Origin of the sequence: Promicromonospora sp. CA-289599 (assembly GCF_050936155.1) — a bacterium.
Lineage (GTDB): Bacteria > Actinomycetota > Actinomycetes > Actinomycetales > Cellulomonadaceae > Promicromonospora.
Window position 1 is genome coordinate 4,633,170 of record NZ_JBNJNI010000001.1, and the last position, 23,361, is coordinate 4,656,530.

21 protein-coding genes are annotated in these 23,361 nt (G+C 71.7%); 16 read left to right on the plus strand and 5 right to left on the minus strand.

Annotated features, from left to right (window positions below):
- The first annotated feature begins 76 nt into the window (after window positions 1–76).
- Together smc and ACQEVI_RS20645 are read left to right on the plus strand one after the other, a co-directional pair.
- Entirely contained in the window at window positions 77–3,925 is a 3,849-nt protein-coding gene (gene smc / locus ACQEVI_RS20640; protein WP_432902236.1) for a chromosome segregation protein SMC, read from the plus strand.
- Between the two features lie 143 nt (window positions 3,926–4,068).
- The gene (locus ACQEVI_RS20645) at window positions 4,069–4,608 is read left to right on the plus strand and encodes a hypothetical protein (RefSeq protein WP_432902238.1); all 540 of its coding nucleotides are present in this window, start codon (window positions 4,069–4,071) and stop codon (window positions 4,606–4,608) included.
- Window positions 4,609–4,619: 11 nt separating this feature from the next.
- On the opposite strand, the gene ACQEVI_RS20650 is transcribed toward ACQEVI_RS20645, so the two are convergent.
- From ACQEVI_RS20650 to ACQEVI_RS20665, 4 genes are read right to left on the minus strand one after another with little or no spacing between them, the layout of a single operon-like run.
- The gene (locus ACQEVI_RS20650) at window positions 4,620–5,429 is read right to left on the minus strand and encodes an ABC transporter ATP-binding protein (RefSeq protein WP_432902239.1); all 810 of its coding nucleotides are present in this window, start codon (window positions 5,427–5,429) and stop codon (window positions 4,620–4,622) included.
- Entirely contained in the window at window positions 5,429–6,517 is a 1,089-nt protein-coding gene (locus ACQEVI_RS20655) for a FecCD family ABC transporter permease (RefSeq protein WP_432902241.1), read from the minus strand. The genes ACQEVI_RS20650 and ACQEVI_RS20655 overlap by 1 nt, the downstream gene beginning before the upstream one ends.
- Window positions 6,514–7,533, minus strand: a complete 1,020-nt coding sequence (locus ACQEVI_RS20660; RefSeq protein ID WP_432902243.1) for a FecCD family ABC transporter permease — start codon at window positions 7,531–7,533, stop codon at window positions 6,514–6,516. The genes ACQEVI_RS20655 and ACQEVI_RS20660 overlap by 4 nt, the downstream gene beginning before the upstream one ends.
- On the minus strand, window positions 7,530–8,579 hold the full coding sequence (locus ACQEVI_RS20665; protein ID WP_432902245.1) for an ABC transporter substrate-binding protein: 1,050 nt from the start codon (window positions 8,577–8,579) through the stop codon (window positions 7,530–7,532). Before ACQEVI_RS20665 ends, ACQEVI_RS20660 begins: the two co-directional genes overlap by 4 nt.
- A gap of 156 nt (window positions 8,580–8,735) precedes the next feature.
- Here ACQEVI_RS20665 and ftsY point away from each other — a divergent pair, with 156 nt between their 5' ends.
- The 4 genes from ftsY to ACQEVI_RS20685 all read left to right on the plus strand — a co-directional run bounded on the left by ftsY (window position 8,736) and on the right by ACQEVI_RS20685 (window position 13,723).
- Window positions 8,736–9,902: a signal recognition particle-docking protein FtsY gene (gene ftsY / locus ACQEVI_RS20670; protein ID WP_432902247.1), complete on the plus strand. Its 1,167-nt coding sequence runs from the start codon at window positions 8,736–8,738 to the stop codon at window positions 9,900–9,902.
- A gap of 285 nt (window positions 9,903–10,187) precedes the next feature.
- On the plus strand, window positions 10,188–11,504 hold the full coding sequence (locus ACQEVI_RS20675; RefSeq protein ID WP_432902248.1) for an ammonium transporter: 1,317 nt from the start codon (window positions 10,188–10,190) through the stop codon (window positions 11,502–11,504).
- A gap of 43 nt (window positions 11,505–11,547) precedes the next feature.
- Entirely contained in the window at window positions 11,548–11,886 is a 339-nt protein-coding gene (locus ACQEVI_RS20680; RefSeq protein ID WP_116674478.1) for a P-II family nitrogen regulator, read from the plus strand.
- 19 nt (window positions 11,887–11,905) lie between these two features.
- Complete coding sequence (locus ACQEVI_RS20685) at window positions 11,906–13,723, plus strand: HD domain-containing protein (RefSeq protein WP_432902251.1); 1,818 nt, start codon at window positions 11,906–11,908, stop codon at window positions 13,721–13,723.
- Between the two features lie 171 nt (window positions 13,724–13,894).
- Here the strand turns inward: ACQEVI_RS20685 and ACQEVI_RS20690 are convergent, their stop codons facing one another.
- Entirely contained in the window at window positions 13,895–15,343 is a 1,449-nt protein-coding gene (locus ACQEVI_RS20690; RefSeq protein WP_432902253.1) for an RNA-guided endonuclease InsQ/TnpB family protein, read from the minus strand.
- A 159-nt stretch (window positions 15,344–15,502) separates the two neighbouring features.
- Between ACQEVI_RS20690 and ffh the strand changes: the two genes are divergently transcribed.
- The 10 genes from ffh to ACQEVI_RS20740 all read left to right on the plus strand — a co-directional run bounded on the left by ffh (window position 15,503) and on the right by ACQEVI_RS20740 (window position 23,300).
- Window positions 15,503–17,140 carry a signal recognition particle protein gene (gene ffh, locus ACQEVI_RS20695; protein ID WP_432902255.1) on the plus strand — a complete coding sequence of 546 codons (1,638 nt, stop codon included), beginning with the start codon at window positions 15,503–15,505 and terminating at the stop codon, window positions 17,138–17,140.
- 88 nt (window positions 17,141–17,228) lie between these two features.
- Complete coding sequence (locus ACQEVI_RS20700) at window positions 17,229–18,350, plus strand: amidohydrolase family protein (protein WP_432902257.1); 1,122 nt, start codon at window positions 17,229–17,231, stop codon at window positions 18,348–18,350.
- Between the two features lie 223 nt (window positions 18,351–18,573).
- On the plus strand, window positions 18,574–18,999 hold the full coding sequence (rpsP, locus tag ACQEVI_RS20705; protein ID WP_432902259.1) for a 30S ribosomal protein S16: 426 nt from the start codon (window positions 18,574–18,576) through the stop codon (window positions 18,997–18,999).
- A complete protein-coding gene (locus tag ACQEVI_RS20710; RefSeq protein WP_116674482.1) occupies window positions 18,999–19,238 on the plus strand; it encodes an RNA-binding protein in 240 nt (79 codons plus the stop codon). Before rpsP ends, ACQEVI_RS20710 begins: the two co-directional genes overlap by 1 nt.
- Window positions 19,239–19,375: 137 nt before the next feature.
- Entirely contained in the window at window positions 19,376–19,924 is a 549-nt protein-coding gene (gene rimM, locus ACQEVI_RS20715; RefSeq protein ID WP_432902261.1) for a ribosome maturation factor RimM, read from the plus strand.
- Between the two features lies 1 nt (window position 19,925).
- Window positions 19,926–20,717, plus strand: coding sequence for a tRNA (guanosine(37)-N1)-methyltransferase TrmD (gene trmD / locus ACQEVI_RS20720; protein ID WP_432902263.1), 792 nt, complete (start codon window positions 19,926–19,928; stop codon window positions 20,715–20,717).
- A gap of 240 nt (window positions 20,718–20,957) precedes the next feature.
- The gene (gene rplS, locus ACQEVI_RS20725; protein ID WP_116674485.1) at window positions 20,958–21,305 is read left to right on the plus strand and encodes a 50S ribosomal protein L19; all 348 of its coding nucleotides are present in this window, start codon (window positions 20,958–20,960) and stop codon (window positions 21,303–21,305) included.
- Window positions 21,306–21,478: 173 nt separating this feature from the next.
- On the plus strand, window positions 21,479–22,300 hold the full coding sequence (gene lepB, locus ACQEVI_RS20730; protein WP_432902266.1) for a signal peptidase I: 822 nt from the start codon (window positions 21,479–21,481) through the stop codon (window positions 22,298–22,300).
- Window positions 22,301–22,993, plus strand: a complete 693-nt coding sequence (locus ACQEVI_RS20735) for a ribonuclease HII (RefSeq protein ID WP_432902268.1) — start codon at window positions 22,301–22,303, stop codon at window positions 22,991–22,993. It begins immediately after the preceding gene.
- A 7-nt stretch (window positions 22,994–23,000) separates the two neighbouring features.
- Window positions 23,001–23,300, plus strand: coding sequence for a DUF2469 domain-containing protein (locus tag ACQEVI_RS20740; RefSeq protein WP_116674488.1), 300 nt, complete (start codon window positions 23,001–23,003; stop codon window positions 23,298–23,300).
- Window positions 23,301–23,361: the final 61 nt, after the last annotated feature.

Genomic DNA, 23,361 nt, shown 5'->3' on the forward strand with positions numbered 1-23,361 from the left:
CCGGACACACGCTCTACTTCGGCGTCCTCCGCGGTACGTCCGACGTTTGGCTCACGTTCACGGTTAGGCTCACCCAGTGCACCTCAAGACGCTCACGCTCCGGGGATTCAAGTCCTTCGCGTCGGCGACCACCCTCGAGCTGGAGCCGGGCATCACCTGTGTGGTGGGCCCCAACGGATCCGGCAAGTCCAACGTGGTCGACGCGCTCTCCTGGGTCATGGGCGAGCAGGGTGCCAAGTCGCTGCGCGGCGGCAAGATGGACGACGTCATCTTCGCCGGCACGACCGGCCGCGCGCCGCTGGGCCGCGCCGAGGTGGCCCTGACGATCGACAACACCGACGGCGCGCTGCCGATCGACTACACCGAGGTCACGATCTCCCGCACGCTGTTCCGCAGCGGCGGTTCCGAGTACGCGATCAACGGCAACAGCTGCCGCCTGCTGGACATCCAGGAGCTCCTGAGCGACTCCGGCATCGGGCGCGAGATGCACGTCGTGGTGGGACAGGGCCAGCTCGACGCCGTCCTGCGCGCGACGCCGGAGGAGCGGCGTGGCTTCATCGAGGAGGCCGCCGGCGTCCTCAAGCACCGCAAGCGCAAGGAGAAGGCGCTCCGCAAGCTCGACGCCATGCAGGGCAACCTCGCGCGCCTGGGCGACCTGACCGCCGAGCTGCGCCGTCAGCTCGGTCCGCTGGGCCGGCAGGCCGAGGCTGCGCGCAAGGCGCAGACCGTGCAGCGCGAGCTGCGCGACGCGAAGTCCCGCCTGCTCGCCGACGACCTCGCGCAGCTCACCGCACAGCTCGAGCAGGAGCGCGCGGACGAACGATCGCTCAAGGAGCGTCAGGCCGAGACCGAAGCGGCGCTCACCGAGGCGCGCGGCACGCTGGCCCGCCTGGAAGCGGCGATGTCGGCGGAGTCGCAGCAGGTCAACCAGGCCGGAGACACGGTCTTCGCGCTGTCCCAGACGCGGGAGCGCCTGCGCAGCCTGCAGTCCCTGGCCGGCGAGCGGGCCCGCCTCCTGGGTACCGCGGAGCCTGCCCGTCACGGCCAGGACCCCGACGATCTCGAGGCGCAGGCGGCACGAGCCCGCGCGAGCGAGGAAGAGCTGGTCACCGAGGTCGAGATGGCTCACGAGGTCGTCGAGACCGCCGTCGACGCGCGGGCCGAGGCCGAGGCGGCCGCACAGGCCGCCGAACGTTCGCACGCCGCGCTGCTGCGCGCCGCCGCGGACCGGCGCGAAGGTCTTGCCCGTCTGGCCGGCCAGGTCGCCGCGCGGCGCAGCCGGGTCGAGGCGGCGCAGTCCGAGCTGGACCGGCTGCGCGATGCCCTGCTCGAGGCGGAGCAGCGGGTGGAGAGCACGTCGCGCGAGCTCGGGGCGCTCGAGACCGAGGTCGGCGTGGGCGGCGAGGACGGCGCGGAAGGGCTCGACGTCGCGCACGAGGCGGCGTCGGGGGTGCTCGAGCTGGCCAAGGCCGAGGTGCGGCACCTCCAGGAGCAGGTGACCACCGCGCAGCGGGACCGCAGCTCCGCGGCCGCGAAGGTCGAGGCGCTGGAGCTGAGCCTGGACCGCAAGGACGGCGCCGGCACGCTGCTGGCCGCCGACCAGGCGGGAGTCCTGGGCTCGGTCGCCGCGCTGCTGGGTATCGAGGCAGGTTTCGAGGACGCCGTGGCCGCCGCGCTCGGCCCGGTGGCGGACGCCGTCGCGGTCGCCGGCGTCGACGAGGCGGTGGACGCGCTACGGCTCCTCCGTGACGAGGACGCGGGCCGCGCCAGCCTGGTCGTCGGCTCGGACGGTGCCGCCGGTGCCACGCCCGGAATCAGCACGGACCGCCCGGCGGTGGACCTCCCCGCAGGTGCCCGGTGGGCGACGGACGTGGTGCAGGTCGCCGGCCCGGCGTCCGCCGCGCTGCGCACGATCCTGCGTGACGTGGTGGTCGTGGACGACCTCGCCCGGGCCCGCGCCCTGGTGCGGGACCAGCCCGTGGTCGCCGTGACCCGGGCAGGCGACCTGCTCGGCGCCACGCGCGCCTGGGGCGGATCGGCGGCCGCGCCGAGCGTGCTGCACCTGCAGTCGGCGCTGGACGAGGCCAAGGCCGCACGCGACGAGGCCGCGGCCCGGGAGACCGACGGGACCGCGCACCTCGAGCGCGCCAGGACCGAGCGGACGGCGGCGCAGGAGCGGTACGACGAGACGCTCGCCCGGCTCGGGGAGGCTGACGCCGCACGCGCGGCCGCCGCCGAGCAGCTCGGGTCGCTGGGCGCGGCCGCACGCGCCGCCCAGGCGGAGGCGGACCGCCACCGCGCGGCGCTGGAGCAGGCGCAGTCGCGCCGCGCGGAGGACGAGATCGAGCTCGAGGCGCTCGTCGAGCGCATGACGATCGCCGAGGAGGAGGAGCCCGAGGACGGCGAGGGCTCGATCGACGACGTGCAGGCCCAGCGGGACGAGGCCGCGGCCGCCGCCACCGCGGCCCGGGCACGCGAGACCGAGGCCCGGCTGGCCCTGCGGACCGCCGAGGAACGGGCGCGTGCCGTGTCGGGTCGCGCGCAGGCGCTGACGGCGGCCGCCGAGCAGGAGCGTGCGGCTCGCGCGCTGGCCGCGGAGCGCGAGGAGCTGCGTCGTCGGGACGCCGAGCGCGCCACGCTCGTGCAGCAGGCGGTGGCCGTGGCGCTCGAGGCGATAGCCCGGTCGCTGGACCGGGCGGTGGCGGACAAGGCGGCCGCCGAGGAGGCCCGCGCGGCGGGCTCCGAGCAGCTGCTCGCGGTACGGGGGAGCGTCGAGTCGCTGACGGGTCAGCTGCGTGAGCTCACCGACGTCGCGCACCGGGACGAGGTCGCCCGCGCACAGCAGGTGCTGCGCCTGGAGCAGCTCCAGTCGCGTGCCTCCGACGAGCTGGGCATGGACCCCGACGTGCTCATGGAGGAGTTCGGCCCGCACCAGCCGGTCCCGGTGTACGAGGGTGACGCCGCAGTACGCGGGCGCAAGCGGCGCGCCGTCGTCGAGCGGGACGACGAGGGCAACCCCATCCGCTACGAGGGGGACCCCACGCTGCCGCGCGGCGCGGCGGCGCGCGAGGACGCGCTCATCGCCCGGACGCGTGCGCTGCACGAGGCGGGCCTGAGGCCCGACGACCCCGCGGCGACCGCCGTGATCGTCGCGGCGGCCGGCGCCGAGCCGGAGGAGGCCCCGGCCGAGGGTGAGGCCGCCGCCGGCGAGGAGCCCGAGTCCAGCGAGCCGAAGCCGGACCGCATGGTCCCGTACGTCCGCGAGGAGCAGGAGGCGCGGCTGGCGAAGGCCGAGAAGGCGCTGTCGCGGATCGGCGCGGTGAACCCGCTCGCGCTGGAGGAGTTCGCGGCCCTGGAGGAGCGGCACCAGTTCCTGGTGGACCAGCTCGCCGACCTGAAGAAGTCGCGCGAGGACCTGCTCCAGATCGTCGACGACATCGACGAGCGGGTGCAGCAGGTGTTCGCCGAGGCGTTCCAGGACACGGCAGCCAAGTTCCTGGAGATCTTCCCGCGGCTGTTCCCCGGTGGTGAGGGCAAGCTGACGCTCACCGAGCCCGAGAACCTGCTCACCACGGGCATCGAGGTCGAGGCACGCCCGGCCGGCAAGAAGGTCAAGCGGCTCTCGCTGCTGTCGGGCGGCGAGCGTTCGCTGGCTGCGGTGGCGTTCCTCGTGTCGATCTTCAAGGCGCGGCCCAGCCCGTTCTACATCATGGACGAGGTGGAGGCCGCTCTCGACGACGTGAACCTCGGCCGCCTCATCGAGATCTTCAAGGAGCTGCAGAAGGACAGTCAGCTCATCGTGATCACGCACCAGAAGCGCACCATGGAGGTCGCGGACGCCCTCTACGGCGTGACGATGCGGGGCGACGGCGTCACGACTCTGATCAGCCAGCGGATGGGCGAACGCGAGACGGTCACCGCCTGAGCCGCTCCGAGGGGTGAAATTCGACACCCCTGGCAGCGAAACGCCAGGTGTGAGGGATTTCTCCTGCTGAAATTGCGCGTGTCGCACGGCGTGTCGCGGCGCTCTGCGCGGCAGGACCGGACAAGACACGCCACAATGGGCCCATGTGGTGGTCGGTCATTCTGCTCGTGGTGTGCCTGGTCCTGGCGGTGGGCGTCTTCGTCGTCGCCAGCCAGATGGACGCGCCCTCGAACAGGAGTGAGGAGTTCTCGTTCCTCCAGTGGTTCCGGTCCGGCATCGCGCACATCCGTGGTGACGCCAAGCGACGCAGGGACGGCCGCCGCCTCGGGGCCTCCGCCGTGGCGACGCACGCGGTGGGCGCGCCCTCCGTGTGGGTGGGCAAGCCCCCGGTGGTCAGGCCGGACACCAAGCCGGTGGACATGGGGATGTCCGAGTTCTTCGCCGCGACCATCGAGTCCAAGCCCGGCTACGTCGATGCCGAGGAGCTGACGGACGTGCTCAACCGGGCACGCGACCAGGCGCAGAAGACCCTGCACGTGCCGCTCGGTCCGGTGCCGCTCAAGCCCGCCGACCTGGTCCCCGGCCAGCTTCGGGCGGTACGGCCGGTGCGGACCGTCCGTCCGGTCCGGCCCGTCACCCAGGAGTCACCCGCGGAGGAAGGCCCGGCCCAGGCCGCGAGCTGAGGTCACATCGGTCAGGGCTGCACCGTCCGGTGGGGAACGATCACGGGCGTGCCGTTCAGCGGGTCGGTGAGGATCGACGCCTCCACGGAGAACACCTCGCGCAGCAGGTCGGCGGTGACCACCTCGGCGGGAGAGCCCTCCGCGACGATCTCGCCGTCGCGCATGGCGACGATGTGGTGCGCGTACCGGCAGGCGAGGTTGAGGTCGTGCAGCACCATGACGACCGTCCGCGCCCGGTCCCGGTTGAGCGTGGCGACCAGCTCGAGGACGTCCAGCTGATGGGCCATGTCCAGGTAGGTGGTCGGCTCGTCCAGGAGCAGCAGGTCCGTCCGCTGGGCGACTGCCATGGCGATCCAGGCCCGCTGGCGCTGCCCGCCGGACAGCTCGTCCACGTCCCGCGCGGCGAGGTCCTCGGTACCCGTGGCGCGCAGCGCGTCCGTCACGGCCTCCGTGTCCGCCTCGCCCCACTGGTGCCACCAGCTCTGGTGCGGGTGGCGCCCCCGCGAGACGAGGTCGCGCACGGTGATGCCCTCGGGCGAGACCGGCGACTGGGGCAGCATGCCCATGACGCGGGCCACCTCCCTGGTGGGCCGGTCGGCGATCGCCTTGCCGTCCAGCAGCACCGTGCCGCTCGCGGGCGGCATGAGCCGGGCCAGCCCGCGCAGCAGCGTGGACTTGCCGCAGGCGTTCGGCCCGACGACGACCGTGACCTGCTGGTCGGGCACGTCGAGCGACAGCGTGCGCACGACGGTCCGGTCGCCGTAGCCGAGGGTCACGCGGTCCGCCCGCAGGCGGGCGTCGGACGCGATGGCCGTGTTCATCAGGGAGTACCTCTCGTCGAGCGGCGACGCTGCAGCAGGTACAGCAGGTAGGGCGCGCCGACCAGGGCGGTCAGCACGCCGACGGGGAGCTGGAACGGCAGCGCCGTGCGCGCGACGGTGTCCGCCACGAGCACGAGGGAGGCACCGGCGGCGCCCGCCAGCACCGGCGGGATGTCGGGGACGGCGGCCAGCCGGCGGGCCACCTGCCCGGAGACCAGCGCGACGAACGCGACCGGCCCGGCGGCCGACGTCGCCAGGGCGGCGAGCAGCACCGCGATCACCAGGAGGGCCGCCCGGGCGGCGCCCGGCCGGACGCCCCACCCGGCCACGACGTCGTCCTCGAACAGGAGCGCACGGTTGGTGTGGGCGAGCACCAGCGCGGCGGGCAGCAGCAGCGCCACGCCGACGACGACGGGCACGGCCTCGCCCCAGCCGCGCGCGTTCAGGCTGCCGGTGAGCCAGGCCGCCGAGCGCTGCGCGTCGTAGACGTCGATCCGGGTCAGCAGGAACTGGGTCAGCGCCGTGAGCGCCGCGGACAGCGCGATGCCGACCAGGAGGATGCGCCTGCCGCGCAGGGCACCGTCCCGGGCGAGCAGCGCGATCAGCCCGGCGGCGGCGAGACCGCCCGCCAGGGCCGCGACCGGGACGGGAACGATGCCGACCGGACCGCCCAGCGAGCCGACCGCGATGACGGCCACCACGGCGACCGAGGCGCCCGCGCTGATGCCGAGCACGTCCGGGCTGGCCAGCGGGTTGCGCAGCACGCTCTGGCTCAGTCCGCCGGAGACCCCGAACGCGGCACCGACGACGACGGCCAGGGCGACCCGGGGGAGTCTGACCTCGAGCACCGCGTAGACGGTGTTCTCCGGCCCGTGTCCCTGGAGCGCCGCCCACAGGGCGGCGGGCGTCGTCGGTTCGTCGCCCAGGCTCAGGGCGGTCGCGGCCACGAGCGCGAGGAACAGCAGCGTCCCGAGCACCGCGACGACCACCCGTCGGCGCGGCCGGGGCCGGGGCAGCAGTCGGGGCAGCAGTCGGGGCAGCAGGGTGCGCACCGTCCGGACGGGCCGGCGGGGCGGGGCGGCGATCATCGGGAACGCTCCTTCGCGCGCCGGGTCAGCCAGATGAAGAAGGGCGTACCGAGCAGCGCGGTGACGACGCCGACCTGTACCTCCGCCGGGCGTGCGACCAGCCGTCCGACCACGTCGGCGGTCACCAGCAGCAGGGGTCCGAGCAGTGCCGAGAGCGCGAGCACCCGCCGCACGTCGGTCCCGACCAGGGCCCGGGCGACGTGCGGGATGACCAGGCCCACGAAGGCGATCGGGCCGGCCAGCGCGACGGCGGTGCCCGAGAGGAGCACGACCGCTGCCCCGGCCAGCAGCCGGGTCCGCACGACAGCCACGCCGAGGGCGGCCGCCGTGTCGTCCCCGAGGGCCAGGGCGTTGAGCGAGCCGGAGACGACCACGGCCACGACGCCGCCCGCGACCGCCGGCGGGATCGCGGGGAGCAGCACCGCGGGATCGGGCAGGCTCAGGGCACCCACCACCCAGAACCGGTACTGGTCCATGGTGGAGGCGTTGAGCAGGACCGTCGCCGAGACGGCGGCGCCGAGGAACGCCGTCATGGCCATCCCGGCGAGCGTCATGTTCACCGGCGTCAGTCCTTCCGGCGACCGGCTCGCGAACAGGTAGACGGCGGCGGTCGCCAGTGCGGCGCCGGCCAGCGCCAGCAGCACGCGGGGTGTCCCCGCCCCGAGGCCGAGGAACGCGCTGCCCGCCACGACCGCCACGGCGCCGCCCGCGGAGATGCCGAGCAGGCCGGGGTCGGCCAGGGGGTTGCGGGTGACGGCCTGCGCGAGCACCCCGGCGACGCCCAGCGCCGAGCCGACGAGCAGGCCGAGCAGGGTCCGGGGCAGTCGCAGCTCCCAGATCACGGTCGCGGCGATGCCGTCGTGCCCCAGCAGCCCGGCGATGGTCTCGGCGGGGGACAGGACCCGCGTGCCCACCGTGACGCCGGCCAGCACGGCGGCGATCAGCAGGACGAGCGTGACCAGCAGGACGGCGGCGAGCGCCGTCCTGCTCGCCGCGACGGTCCGGGGTGCGCTCACCGCTGGTCGGCGGCGACGGCTTCCAGGTCGTCGAGGACCAGGCCGGCCCCCGTCACACCCAGACCCAGGTACCAGGTCTCGTCCGCCACCTCGCGCACGACGCCGCCGTTCGCCACCGCGGGGACCTGGTCCCAGAGGGGGCCGTCGACCACTGCCGCCTGCTCGGTGGCGTCGGCCTGGCCGTAGGTGCCCCACAGCAGCCAGTCGCCCTCGGCGAGCGTGATCTCCTCGGCGGAGATCTCCACGGCGAGGTCCGCGATGTCCTCGGTCTCCGGCCGGGGCAGGCCGGCGTCGGCGAGGATGATGCCGATGAACGAGTCGTTGGCGTACAGCCGGATCTGGCCGGCCATGAAGCGCAGCATCGAGATGGTGGGCGCCGTGCCGCCGTTCGCCTCGGTGACCTCGGCCCCGACCTCCGTCGCGCGCGTCTCGTAGTCGGTCAGCAGCTCCTGCGCCTTCTCCTCCTCGCCGACGGCGGCGGCGTTGAGCAGGAAGTTCTCCTTCCAGAGCACGCCGGGGCGGGGCGCGAGGACGGTCGGCGCGATGTCCTGCAGCTGACGCTTGAGGTTGTCGTCGTCGATCCGGAGCGACGTGCCGAGGATCAGGTCCGGCTCGAGGTTCTTGATCTGCTCGAGGTCCAGGGCGTCGTACGGGCCCAGGTCCACGGCGTCGCCCACCTCCAGGTAGTCGGGAGCCATGCCGACGTCGGCGGGGTGGGCGATGCCCACGGGCTCGATGCCGAGGGACGCCATGTTGTCGAGCTCGCCCGTGTCGAGCACGACGACGCGCTCCGGCTTGGCGGGGATGACGGTCTCGCCGACCTCTTCGTTGGCCACGAGGTTGCGCACCGCGCGGGGGAACTCACCGGGTGCGGCGTCGGTGCCGAGCTGTGCGGCGAGCTTCCGGACGTCGTCGAACCCCTCCTGGCCGGTGGCGACGTTGGACTGGTTGTCGCCGTCGCCGCCCTCGTCGGCAGCACCGCAGCCGGTGAGGAGGACGGCGCCGAGGGCCAGGGTGGCGACGGTCGCTGAGAGAGCGCGGGGCATGGTGGTGTTCCTCTGTGTCCTGGATGAAAGTGGCACGGCCACGTCACCCTACACTCGTGATTAGGCAAGCCTAAGAACGGCTGCCGGCCGGCGGCCCCGAGCGGCCGCGGACGGCGGCTGCCGCGCCGCCGTCCGCGGGATGGAAGAATCTGGGGCGTGAACGAGCTTCCCTGGATCGAGATCATCTCCGCCGTCGTCGTCCTCGCGGGTGGTGGCGGTATCGCCGGCCTCCTCGTGGCCCGACGCCGGAGGCGCGCCGAGGACCAGGGTGGCGGCCAGGCGACGGTTGAACGCCAGCCGGAGGTCGCGGTCGAGCCCGAGGTCTCGCCGAGCCCGACCCGCGAGGCGCCGAGCCCGACCCGCGAAGCGACAGTCGAGACCCCTGCCCCCACCGCCGGCCGCCTGGTGCGGCTGCGCGACCGCCTCGCGCGCTCCGGGTCGCCCCTGGGCGCCCGGCTGCTGTCCGTGCTGTCCCGGGACTCGCTCACCGAGGACGACTGGGACGAGATCGAGGAGGAGCTGCTTCTCGCGGACGTCGGGGCCGGTCCCACCACGGAGCTGCTGGAGGCGCTGCGTACCAAGGTCCGGGTGCTGGGCGTGCGGGAGCCCGCCGCGGTGCGCGACCTGCTCCGCTCCGAGCTCGTGGCGCTCCTGGACCCGGCCCTCGACCGCACGCTGCGGACCGAGCCGACCACCGCCGACGACGGCACGCACCTCCCTGCCGTGACCCTCGTGGTGGGCGTGAACGGCACGGGCAAGACGACGACGGTCGGCAAGCTCGCCCGTGTGCTGGTGGCCGACGGCCGCAGCGTCGTGCTCGGCGCCGCCGACACCTTCCGGGCGGCGGCGGCGGACCAGCTCACCACCTGGGGCGACCGGGTGGGCGTGCCCACCGTGCGCTCCGACCGTGAGGGTGCCGACCCGGCGTCGGTGGCGTTCGAGGCGGTCGCGCGCGGACGCGACGAGAAGATCGACGTCGTGCTGGTGGACACCGCCGGACGCCTGCAGAACAAGGCGGGCCTCATGGACGAGCTCGGGAAGATCGTGCGGGTCTCCAGCAAGGTCGCCGCGCCGAGCGAGGTGCTGCTGGTGCTGGACGCGACCACTGGCCAGAACGGTCTCTCCCAGGCGCGCGTCTTCGCGGAGGTCGCCGGGGTCACGGGCATCGTGCTGACCAAGCTCGACGGCACCGCCAAGGGCGGCATAGTCGTCCAGGTGCAGCGGGAGCTCGGCGTCCCGGTCAAGCTCATCGGCCTCGGCGAGGGCTCGGACGACCTGGCGCCGTTCGACGTGGAGGAGTTCGTCGACGGAATCCTGGGCTGATTCCTCATCAGTAATTGCCCGCTGAAGCCCTCTGGAATGGACGACTGTCCAACAGGTGAGAATGCCATGTGAGCGGGACGTTACAAACGCATGGCCGTGAAATATCGCGCGGATCACGGTTCGGTCGGAAAATTCGCCCAACCCGGACGCGAAATGAGACGTTTACATGCTGCCCGTCTGCGTCACGCATTCGTAACCTCGATGCAGGTCGCGCGTAACCGCTTCCCGCGACGGTAGTCGCGGTGGGCCGAGTCACCAGGACCGGTCCGGGGAGAGAGGCAACTGATGGAAGAGTTTGCTCTGGACAGTGGAAACACTGCCTGGATAATCACCGCCTCCTCGCTCGTGCTGCTGATGACGCCTGGCCTGGCGTTCTTCTACGGCGGCATGGTGCGCGGCAAGAGCGTCCTCAACATGATGATGATGAGCTTCAGCTCGATCGGCGTGGCCGGTCTGATCTGGGTGCTCTACGGCTACTCGCTGACCTTCGGGTCGGACATCGGTGGCATCATCGGCAACCCCGCCGACTACTTCGGCCTCGCGATCACGGACGCCGACTCGCTAATGTTCTCGGCTGGTGTCCCGGCGACGGTCGCCGCGGCGTTCCAGGCGACCTTCGCGATCATCACGGTCGCCCTCATCTCCGGCGCGATCGCAGACCGCGTCAAGTTCGGCACCTGGCTCGTCTTCGCCGCCCTCTGGGTGACGCTGGTCTACAGCCCCGTCGCGCACATGGTGTGGGGTGGCGGCCTGCTCGGCGCCGACGGCCCCGTCGCGACCGCGCTGTCGGTCCCGATCGACTTCGCCGGCGGCACCGTGGTGCACATCAACGCCGGTGTGGCCGGCCTCGTGCTGGCACTCGTCATCGGCAAGCGCAAGGGCTTCGGTACCGAGGCGATGCGTCCGCACAACCTGCCGTTCGTCATGCTCGGTGCGGCCCTGCTCTGGTTCGGCTGGTTCGGCTTCAACGCCGGCTCGGAGTTCGCCGCCGACGGCACCGCCGGCCGCGCCTGGCTGAACACCCTCGTCGCGACCGGTGTCGCGATGCTGGCCTGGATGGCCACCGAGAAGCTTCGTGACGGCGCGCCGACCACCCTCGGTGCCGCATCGGGTGTCGTGGCCGGTCTGGTCGCCATCACCCCGGCCGCCGCGGCGGTCGACACCTTCGGCTCGATCGCCATCGGCCTCGTCGCAGGTATCCTCTGCGCCCTGGCCGTCAGCCTGAAGTTCAAGTTCGGCTTCGACGACTCGCTCGACGTCGTCGGTGTGCACCTGGTCGGTGGCCTCGTCGGCACCGTGCTGCTCGGCTTCTTCGCCACCGGTGACGAAGCGGCCGTCGCGAACTTCGGCACCTGGTACCCGGAGGGCGCGCTCAACGGTCTGTTCTACGGTGGTGGCTTCACACAGCTGATCACCCAGATCGTCGCAGCGCTCGTCGCCATCGTCTTCAGCGCCGTCGTCACCGCGATCATCGCCTACGCCCTCAAGTTCACCCTGGGCTGGCGCATCTCCGAGGAGGCAGAGGTCAGCGGCATCGACCTCGCCGTCCACGGTGAGACCGCATACGAGAACTCCGGCTCTACGATCACCGAGGTGCGCTGACCGTGACCACGGTGCAGCAGCCGACTCTCAAGGAGGTACGCGCATGAAGCTCGTCACGGGTGTCATCCAGCCCCACCGTCTCGACGACGTGAAGACGGCGTTGGAGGGTGCGGGGGTTCGCGGTATGACCGTGAGCGAGGCCAGCGGCTACGGCCGGCAGAAGGGCCACACCGAGGTCTACCGCGGTGCCGAGTACACCGTCGACCTGGTGCCGAAGGTCCGCATCGAGGTCCTGGTCACGGACGCGGACGTCACCGCGGTGACCGACGCGATCGTCGGCGCGGCCCAGACCGGCAAGATCGGTGACGGCAAGGTGTGGGTGGTGACGGTCGACGACGTCGCCCGCGTACGCACCGGCGAGCACGGCGACTCCGCCCTCTGACGGGAGTGTCTGCCGACGTATGACCAGTGACCCGGCACCCGAGGGTGCCAGGGAGCAGCCGGAGGCCCCGTACCCCACCCCTGGGGTGCGGGGCCTCCGCGACGAGCTCCTCACCATCGCCGCGGACCTGACCGGTCCGGGCCGTTCGGGCCTGGCCCGGCGGTCCGCCGTCGGGCAGCGGGTCACCGACCGGCTCGGCTCCTTGTTCGCGGAGGCGACCAGGGACGTGGAGCCGTCGGGTATCGCCCTCGCGGCGGTCGGCAGCCTCGGTCGGGGCGAGCTCGGGCCCCTGAGCGACCTCGACCTCGTGCTCGTGCACGACGGGCGGACCCACGGTCCGAAAGAGCTGCAGCAGGTGGCCGAACGCCTCTGGTACCCGCTGTGGGACTCGGGCGTGGACATCGACCACGCGGTGCGCTCCCTGAGCCAGTCCCGGCAGGTCGCGGCGAGCGACCTGCCGGCGGTGATCGGCTGGCTGAGCGTGCGCGCGGTGGCCGGCGACGCCGTCGTCGTGCACCGTGCCGCCTCTGCCGTGCTCACCGACTGGCGTGCCGCCGCGCGGCGGCGGCTGCCCGAGCTGATCTCGTCCACCCGGGACCGCGCGCAGCGGGCGGGGGAGCTCGCGTACCTCATCGAGCCCGACCTCAAGGAGGCGCGCGGCGGCATGCGGGACGCCGTCCTGCTGTCCGCGCTCGCCGCCACCTGGCTCACCGACCGTCCGCACGGCGCGGTGGACGCGTCCTACACGCACCTGCTCGACGTGCGCGACACCCTGCAGGTGGTGACGCGGCGACGCACCAGCCGCCTGCTGCTGGCCGATCTCGAGGAGGTCGCCGAGCTCACCGGGTACGACGACGGCGACGAGCTGCTGGCGAGCCTCGCCGAGGCGGGTCGGGTCATCTCCTACGCGCTCGACATGACGGTGCGCGGCGCGCGGCAGGCCCTGTCGCGCCCGGTGGGTGTCGGCAAGCCCCTGTGGGTGCGCGGACGGCGCACGCCGCCGCGCCTCCGCTCGGTGGGCGACGGTCTGGTCGAGCACGACGGCGAGCTCGTGCTCGGCGTCGGCATACGCCCGGCCGAGGACCCGCTCCTGCCGCTGCGGGCCGCCGCGACCGCTGCCAGGACCGGGCTCGTGCTGTCGCCCGTGACCATCCGGAGCCTCGAGCAGTGCCCGCCCCTGCCCGAACCGTGGCCCGCTGCCGCGCGCGAGAGCCTGCTCGCGCTGCTCGCAGCCGGGCAGGCGCAGGTCCCGGTGTGGGAGGCGCTCGACCTCGCCGGGGTGGTCACCTCCTGGATCCCGGAATGGGCGGACGTGCGCAACCGGCCGCAGCGCGCGGCGATCCACCGGCACACGGTGGACAGGCACCTCGTCGAGACGGCTGCCGTGGCGGCGAAGCTGCGCCGCCACCTGCCGGAGCTGGCGTCCGGCACCGGCGCGCACCCTGGGACGACGTCGGGCGACCTGCTGCTGCTCGCCGCGCTGCTGCACGACATCGGCAAGGTGCGCGGTGCGGCGGACCACTCCGTGGAGGGGGCCCGGCTCGTGCCGGGCATCCTGACGCGCGCAGGCTTCGAGCCCCAGGTGGTCGACGACGTCACGCGGCTCGTGCGGCACCACCTCACGCTCGCGGACCTGGCCACCACCGCCGACCCCGACGACCCGGCCACGCTTGCCACCCTCCTGGACGCCGTGGACCACCGGCGCGACCTGCTCGACGTGCTGCGCGCCCTGACCGAGGCGGACACGACGTCCCTTGGCCCGAAGCACTGGACGGGCTGGCGGGCGAGCCTCGTGGACGGGCTCACGGAGCGGGCCCGTCCACTGCTGCCCGGATGAACGACCGGTGATCCCTTTCGATTGCGGCGTGTTTCAGAAGTCATATGGCTTCTGGACACCGCCCTTCTCGGGCGTCCGATGTCAGGCCGCTGGTGCGGTCTGGCTGGTTCCCATGTCCTCCAGCCCCTTACCGCCACGACCCAACGGGCCGGGGTGGGTGGGGGTGTTCTGTCAGTGGGCGTTGGTGACGGGGCCGGCTGCTTGACGGTCCCCGACCCGAGCAACACCACTCCCCGCACCGTCTGTGACGGGTGGGGTGTGGTTCTCGGCCCAGGCGGCGAGGTTCACTGCGGCATTCAGATCCCGATCCATCACAAGCCCGCACTGACCACACTCGAAGGTGCGGTCCTTGAGCGTCAAGTCCTTACGCAGAGTGCCGCAGGACGAGCAGGTCTTTGACGACGGGAACCACCGGTCCGCGACCACGACCTGGCCGCCGCGCCAGCCCTGCTTGTACCTGATCTGCCGGGCGAGCTCGCCCCACGCCGCATCCGAGATGGCACGGGAGAGCTTGCGGTTGCTCGTCATGCCGGTGATGTTCAGGTCTTCCAGGACCAGCTTGTCGTGGTTCTTGACCAGCTGGTTGGACACCTGATGCAGCACATGGCGACGACGGTCACGGATCCGGGCATGCTGCCGTCCCAGACGAACGACAGCTTCCTTGCGGTTCTTCGATCCCTTCTTCTTCCGGGACACAGCTTTGGACAGGCGACGTAGGCGCGGCAGGCCACGCCGGAAGGCCCGCTGGTTGTTCAGACGGACCACCTCGACGCCGTCAGACGAGCCCGCGACGGCCAGGGCATGCAGGCCGCGATCTACACCCACCCAACGGTTCTCGCCCTGCGGGGACTCACCGTGCGGGGACTCGGCAGGCGGTGGTATGTGTCGCCGAGCAGGGTGCAGGTCAGCGGCCTCGACGGTGATGGAGATCCACCACCGGCTCGCACCCCGGGACACGGTCACGAACAGGACCCGGGCACGATCCTTGGCGATCATCCGGCGCAGCCGCCGGGTGTCCTCCCGTACCCGCAGGATGCCGATCTTCGGCAGGGTCACCGACCGGACGTGCTCCCCGTCCCCGACACGAACGCTGGCCCGCCCCTTGTTGGTCTTGTTACGGATCCGGAACGACCCACCCGTCGGTCGCTTCTTCCTGAACCGGGGGAACCCGACCTTCGGTCCCTTCCGGGTGCCCGTGCGGGAGTCGGCGAACGCCTTCAGCCCACGGCCGAGGTCGACGCAGGCTTCCTCGAACACCTGCGCCAGCACGCGGCCCTGCCAGACCAGACCCGTCACCTGGACCTGTGTCATCCCGGTTGGGCCGACGAGGAACCGGCGCCCAGCAGCCTCGGAACGCTTCCACTTGTTGAACTCGTTGATCAGATCGAACCCCGTCCACGGCACATGGACGGTGCCAGAGACGCCACGCCCGGGGTGATCGTCGGACCCGACTCCGGGCGCGGAGTCCCGGCCTTGCACGCGCTCGGCGGCACGGGCGTCTTTGTGCAGGCGCAGGGCCTGGTTGAACGCGAACCTCGCCGTCCCCACGTGCCGGGACAGCACGTGTTCCTGCTCGACCGACGGGTCGAGACAGAACCGGAACGACGTGTGCCTGGGCATGTCGAACATTCTGCCACCCGCCACTGACAAACATCGGCGAACAGCTGTTAGAGGCTTGTTCCGTGCGGACATCAGTTCTACATGTTGCGTGTTGCTCAGCCACTGTCTGTCTATCCGTCGAATGCCGACGAGTTCCGAAACACCGCCTAGGCTATGTGCGTGTTCAATTCCCTGTCCGACCGGCTTACCTCGACGTTCAAGAACCTGCGCGCGCGGGGCCGTCTCTCCGAGGCGGACATCGACGCGACCGTGCGGGAGATCCGCCGCGCCCTCCTCGACGCCGACGTCGCGGTGCCCGTGGTGCGCGAGTTCACCGCCGCTGTGCGCGAGCGCGCGCTCTCGTCCGAGGTCTCCGGTGCGCTGAACCCTGCCCAGCAGGTCGTCAAGATCGTCAACGAGGAGCTCGTCGACATCCTCGGCGGGGCCACGCGCCCGCTCACGCTGTCCAAGACACCGCCCACCGTGATCATGCTCGCGGGTCTGCAGGGTGCCGGTAAGACGACGCTGGCCGGAAAGCTCGCGCACGCGCTGAAGGGGCAGGGCCACACACCGCTGCTGGTCGCCGCCGACCTGCAGCGCCCGAACGCCGTGACCCAGCTGTCCGTGGTCGCCGAACGCGCCGGCGTGCCGGTGTTCGCGCCGCACCCGGGCAACACCTCCGTGGCCGACGACCCGGCGGCCGACGCGCCGCTGATCGGCGACCCGGTGGGGGTCGCGCGGGACGGCGTCGCCTATGCCAAGGAACGCCAGCACGACGTCGTGATCGTGGACACCGCCGGCCGCCTCGGTATCGACGAGGTGCTGATGCAGCAGGCCTCGGACATCCGCGCCGCGGTGAACCCGGACGAGGTCCTGTTCGTCATCGACGCGATGATCGGTCAGGACGCGGTGAACACCGCCAAGGCCTTCGCGGACGGCGTCGACTTCACCGGCGTGGTGCTCTCGAAGCTGGACGGCGACGCCCGCGGTGGTGCCGCCCTGTCGGTCGCCAAGGTGACCGGCCGGCCCATCATGTTCGCGTCCACGGGCGAGAAGCTGACGGACTTCGAGGTCTTCCACCCCGACCGCATGGCGAGCCGCATCCTCGACATGGGAGACGTGCTCACCCTGATCGAGCAGGCCGAGAAGGCGTTCGACGCCGGCGAGGCCGAGAAGATGGCGGCCAAGGTCGCCAGCGGCCAGGACTTCACGCTCGCGGACTTCCTGGTGCAGATGCAGCAGCTGAAGAACATGGGCTCGATGAAGAAGATGCTCGGCATGCTGCCGGGCATGGCCCAGATGCGCGACCAGCTCGACCAGTTCGACGAGCGTGAGGTGGGTCGCATCGAGGCGATCATCCACTCGATGACGCCCGCCGAGCGCGAGAACCCGAAGATCATCAACGGCTCCCGCCGCGCCCGGATCGCCAAGGGCTCCGGCACCACGACGACGGCCATCAACCAGCTCCTGGAGCGGTTCGAGAACGCCCAGAAGATGATGCGCCAGATGTCGAAGGGCGGCGGCATGGGCCCCGGCGGGATGCCCGCGATGCCCGGCGGCCCCGGCATGGGCATGGGCAAGAAGTCGCGCGGCAAGACGGCCCCGCCGAAGAAGGGCAAGAAGGGCAAGTCCGGGAACCCGGCCAAGCGCGCCCAGCAGGAGCAGGAAGCCATGCAGCGCGCGCTCGGCGGCGGACCCGCGACCACCCCGTCGGCGCCGGCCGGCTCGGCCTTCGGTGTCGCGCCCAAGAAGGACGCGGCGCCCGACCTCAGCAACATCGAGCTCCCGCCCGGCCTGGAGAAGTTCCTGGGCCGGTGAGTGGCCGGTGAGTGGCCTGTGATCTCCCGGGCCGGACCGGGGAGAGCACGTTCGAGGAGAGCACGGTCGGGGAGAACGAGGGAGCGGCATGTCTGCGCTGGAAGGTCCGACCGCGGTGATCCGCGGACGCATCCTGCTGGGTGACGACCGCGAGGCCGAGGAGATCTGGGTCCGCGGGGGTCGCGTCAGTCTGACGCGCCCGTCGGCGCAGGGCACCAACATGCGGGTCCTGGAGGGCTGGGCGTTGCCTGGTTTGGTGGACGTGCACTGCCACATCGGGCTGGCCGCCGACGGCGCGGTCCCCGAGGACGAGGCTGAGAAGCAGGCGGTGGCCGACCGCGACGCCGGAGTGCTGCTGATCCGCGATGCCGGCTCGCCGCTGGACACCGCGTGGGTGCACGATCGCGGCGACCTGCCGCACCTGCTGCGCTCGGGCATGCACCTGGCGCTGCGCAAGCGGTACCTGCGCGACTACGGGCTCGAGCTCGAGTCGCCCGAGCAGCTCCCCGAGGCGGTGCGTACCCAGGCCCGCCGTGGCGACGGCTGGGTCAAGCTCGTGGGCGACTGGATCGACCGGTCCCTCGGAGCGGATGGCGACCTGCGGCCGCTGTGGCCCGAGGACCTGCTCAAGGAGGCGGTCGCCGTCGCGCACGCCGAGGCCGCCCGGGTCACCGTGCACGCCTTCGCCACCGAGACGATCGACGGACTGCTGGCCGCCGGGGTGGACTGTATCGAGCACGGAACCGGCATGACCGCGGAGCACATGGCAGCGGCCGCCGAACGCGGGATCGCCGTGACACCGACCCTGCTGCAGGTCGGCCAGTTCGAGAGCATCGCGGCGCAGGCAGACGGCAAGTACCCGGTGTACGCGGCGCGGATGCGCGCCATGTACGCGAACCGCTACCAGCAGGTGCGCGACCTGCACGAGGCGGGCGTGCGGCTCCTGGTGGGCACCGACGCGGGCGGAACCATCTCCCACGGCCGGATCGCCGACGAATGCGCAGAGCTGGTGGCCGCGGGCATCCCGGCGGCGGAGGTCGTGGCGATGGCGTCCTGGCGGGCCCGCGACTACCTGGGCTTCGGGGCCGTCGTCGAGGGCTCCAGCGCCGATCTCGTGGTGTACCCGGCGGACCCGCGCGAGGACATCGAGGTGCTGCGGCACCCCACGGCGGTGGTCCTGCGCGGCACGATCTACCGCACCGCCTCCTGAGGTGTCAGACGTACAGGTCACTTGGGTGACCTGTACGTCTGACAGCTCGGCGCGGGTGTGACGCGAACGCGGTTGGTGGCGCGTCTCGCCGTCTGGCACAATGTGCAGGTACTCGGCGTGCCCCGACCCCTCTCATCTGGTCAGGCCGTGTCTCGGTTCCACCCACCGCGTCACCCCACGTCGCGGTGCTCGGACCACCCCATTCAACAGGAGAATCCACTTCGTGGCTGTCAAGATTCGTCTCAAGCGCCTCGGCAAGATCCGGGCCCCGTACTACCGTGTCGTCGTCATGGACTCGCGCGTCAAGCGTGACGGCCGTGCGATCGAGGAGATCGGCAAGTACCACCCGACCGAGGAGCCGTCGCTCATCGAGATCAAGTCGGAGCGCGCACAGTACTGGCTCGGCGTCGGCGCACAGCCGACCGAGCAGGTCGAGGCACTGCTCAAGGTGACCGGTGACTGGCAGAAGTTCAAGGGCCTGCCGGGCACCGAGGGCACCCTGCGCGTCAAGGGCGAGAAGGTCGACGCCACCGCCGCGATCGAGGCCGTCAACGCCGATGCAGAGAAGGCCAAGGCCAAGGCTGCCGAGAAGGCCGCTGCTGCCAAGGCTGAGGCTCCGGCTGCGCCGGCCGAGGGCGACGAGGCCTGATGCTCTCGGAGGCCCTCGAGCACCTGGTGCGCGGCATCGTGGACAACCCGGAGGACGTTCGCGTCTCCGCGAAGACGCTGCGCCGTGGTGACCTGCTCGAGGTCCGCGTGCACCCCGACGACCTCGGCCGAGTCATCGGCCGAGGCGGTCGCACGGCTCGCGCGCTGCGCACCGTGATCGGTGCGCTTGCCGCAGAGGGCCCGGTGCGGGTCGACGTCGTGGACGTCGACCGGCGCTGAGCGCATACCTGCTCTGCACGACTGCTCTGCACGACGGTGAGGCCCGGTCCGAACGTGGACCGGGCCTCGCTGGTTCCCTGACCGAACCGTCGGTCGAGCCTGTCGAGACCCCCAACCTTCACTCTTCGAGGAGACACATGCAGCTGACCGTCGCCCGCGTCAGCAAGGCGCACGGGCTCAAGGGCGAGGTAGCCCTCGACGTGCGCACGGACGACCCGGAGACCCGGCTCGCGATCGGTGAGCGGCTCGAGACGGTCCCGGCCGACATCGGGCCGCTGACCGTGACGCACGCGCGCGAGCACCAGGGCCGGTGGCTGGTCACGTTCGCCGAGGTCAGCGGCCGGACCGCCGCCGAGAACCTGCGCGGGACCGAGCTCGTCATCGAGGCGGACACCTCCGACGAGGAGGACGCCTGGTACCCGCACGAGCTCGCGGGCCTGCGCGTCGAGCTCGAGGACGGCACGGTGGTCGGCACGGTGATCTCCCTGGAGTACATGCCGGCGCACGAGTCGCTCCTGGTCGAGGAGACCCTGCCTGACGGCGGCACCGTCCGCACGCTGGTCCCGTTCGTCCTGGCGATGGTGCCCGTGGTCGACGTCGCGGGTGGTCGCGTCGTGGTGACCCCGCCCGCCGGGCTGCTGGCGCGCGACGCCGACGCCGCGATCGTCGACCGGGAAGACGACTGACGTGCGCGTCGACGTCATCTCCATCTTTCCCGACTACCTGGCGGCGCTCGACCTGTCGCTCGTGGGCAAGGCGCGGCAGCGCGGCCTGCTCGACCTGCGGGTGCACGACCTGCGCGACTGGACGGCCGACCGGCACCGCACGGTCGACGACACCCCGTTCGGCGGGGGAGCCGGCATGGTCATGCGCCCCGACATCTGGGGCCTCGCGATCGACGAGGTGCTGGGCACCGGAGCGGCGGGTGCGCACCTGATCGTCCCCACGCCGTCGGGCGAGGTGTTCACGCAGCGGCACGCCGAGAGCCTGGCGTCGGCGGAGCAGCTCGTCTTCGCGTGCGGGCGGTACGAGGGCATCGACGCGCGCGTGGCGCAGCACTACCGGGACGCCGGAGTCACGGTGCACGAGCTGTCGATCGGCGACTACGTGCTCAACGGCGGCGAGGTGGCCTCGCTGGTCATGATCGAGGCAGTGGCGCGGCTGATCCCCGGGATGGTCGGCAACCCCGACTCCCTGGTGGAGGAGTCGCACGGGGCCGCGGGGCTGCTGGAGTACCCGGTGTACACGAAGCCGCCGTCGTGGGCGGACCTCGAGATCCCCGAGGTGCTCGTGTCGGGGCACCACGCGAAGATCGAGCGCTGGCGCCGGGACCGTGCGCTGGAGCGGACGGCGCGGCTGCGGCCGGACATGATCGCCGCGCTCGACGTCACGGGCCTGGACAAGCACGACCTGGCGCTGCTCGCGGAGCTCGGCTGGGTGCGCGGCCCGGACGACGCCGACGGGCTGACCCGGGCCTGACGCCGCCCCTGCCCGACGTCACACCTGCTCCGGGAGCCGGTTCGCACGTGCGTGTGGCAGAATTACCCCTCGGTGCGTCGCCGGTCAGGTCTCTGCCACAGGGGACGGCCGGGGCGGGCAACCGCCCCTGACCGGGTAAAGCCGCACCAGCATCCACAACCTTCCGGGACCCGACGGCCAGCAGGCCGAGGCGGGGCCCACGATATTCGTGCCTGACCTGTGGCAGGCCCGGAGAGAACAATGCAGAAGCTCGACATGATCGACGCAGCCTCGCTGCGGTCCGACATCCCGGAGTTCCGTGCCGGCGACACCGTCAAGGTGAACGTCAAGGTCGTCGAGGGCAACCGCTCTCGTGTCCAGGCCTTCCAGGGCGTCGTCATCTCCCGCCACGGCGGCGGGATCGGCGAGACGTTCGCTGTCCGCAAGGTCAGCTTCGGTGTCGGCGTGGAGCGCAAGTTCCCGCTGCACGCGCCGTCGATCGAGTCCATCGAGGTCGTCAGCCGCGGCATCGTCCGTCGCGCGAAGCTCTACTACCTGCGCGACCTGCGGGGCAAGAAGGCGAAGATCCGCGAGAAGCGCGACAACTGACGCGTCTGCAGTACAGCATCGGCATCGGCCGCCGTCCTCAGCTTCGAGGGCGGCGGCCGTCGTCGTACGTGACCTGCCTCCGCGGGGCTGTCTCTGTGGGGATATGAGACAGGGGTCGTGTGCGCTCGCGAGCCATGTTCGCTGCAGACGCTCCGAGGTGACAGAGTTACCCCGTGACGAGTTTCGACCGGGTGGCGCCGCCCACCCCTATTGATGGGACGCCCTTGAGCGCAGCAGAACCGTGGGAGAGCAGCGGGGCGCATCGACAGGGCGGGGCCGCGCACGGTCGTGAACCGCGAAAGCAGCAGTCCGGCTTCGTCGCGATGCTCCGCGAGATCGGGATCATCGTCGTCAGCGCGCTGATCCTGTCGTGGCTCATCAAGACGCTGCTGGTGCAGCCGTTCTACATCCCCAGCGCGTCCATGGAGGACACACTGACGCAGGGCGACCGCGTGATGGCGTCGCGCCTGACCCCCGGCCCGTTCGACCTGAAGCACGGGGACATCGTCGTCTTCGTGGACCCGGGGGACTGGCTGCCGCCGTACGTGCCGCCGGAGCGCGGACCGGTCGGCGACGGCATGGTGTCGTTCCTGACCACCGTGGGCCTGCTGCCGCAGGACACCGGCGACCACCTCATCAAGCGCCTGATCGGGCTGCCTGGTGACACGGTCGTGTGCTGCGACGCCGAGGGACGCGTGTCGGTGAACGGCACGCCCATCGACGAGACGTCGTACATCAAGCCCGGGTCGATCCCGAGCGAGGACCAGTTCGAGGTCACCGTGCCCGACGGCATGCTCTGGGTGATGGGCGACAACCGGCAGAACTCGCAGGACTCCCGCAAGAACCGCGGCAAGCCCGGCGGCGGGTTCGTACCCGTCGACAACGTGGTCGGGACGGCGTTCGCCACCGTGTGGCCGCTCGACCGGCTGAACTGGCACAGCAACCCCAGCGACGTCTTCGCAGGTGTCCCGGACGCGCCTCCCGCGGAGAAGTAGGTGGTCCGCGCGGTCCCCACGCTGCGGCACGAGAGGGCGCTGCTCGCCTCCGGCGCACGCCTCGTGGCGGGCATGGACGAGGTGGGGCGCGGTGCCCTCGCGGGCCCGGTCAGCGTGGGCGTCGTGGTGGTCGACGCCACCACGCGCACCGGGCCCAAGGGCGTCGCCGACTCCAAGCTCCTGACGCCGGCCGCGCGCGAGGCGATCGCGCCCGCGGTACGGCGCTGGGCGGTGGCCTGGGGCGTCGGCCACGCGGGTCCCGCGGAGATCGACGAGGTCGGGATCATCGCGGCACTCCGGCTGGCCGGCCGGCGCGCGCTCGCCCAGGTGCGCCTGATGTGCGGCGACGTCGACGTCGTCGTGCTGGACGGAAAGCACGACTGGCTCTCCACCCCTTCGCTCGACCTGTTCGCGGCGGCGGACGCCCCGGACGACGGGGTGCGCGACCCCGCCGTCCGAACGCTCATCAAGGCGGACATGACCTGCACGTCGGTGGCTGCCGCCAGCGTGCTGGCCAAGGTGGAGCGGGACGGGATCCTGGTCGAGCTGGCGCAGCGGCACCCGGAGTACGCCTGGGACCAGAACAAGGGGTACAGCGCCAAGGCCCACATGGACGCCCTGGGGCTGCACGGTCCGACACCGCAGCACCGCAGATCCTGGAACCTGCCCGGAACTGCCGCGTCGGTGGGATGATGTCGTCGTGAGCGCCGAAGACCTCGAGAACTACGAGACGGAGATGGAGCTCGCGCTCTATCGGGAGTACCGGGACGTGGTGGGCCTGTTCTCCTACGTGGTGGAGACCGAACGCCGGTTCTACCTCGCCAACCAGGTGGACCTGCAGGTGCGGTCCGCGGCGGGCGAGGTGTATTTCGAGCTGCGGCTCGCCGACGCCTGGGTGTGGGACGTCTACCGTTCCGCGCGCTTCGTGAAGTCGGTGCGCGTGGTGACGTTCAAGGACGTGAACGTCGAGGAGCTCGCGAAGGCGGAGCTGTCGCTCTGACGTCGTCCGTCTGACCCGTTCCCGTCCGGGTAAGGGATTCACCCACTGTCCGGCTGATGCC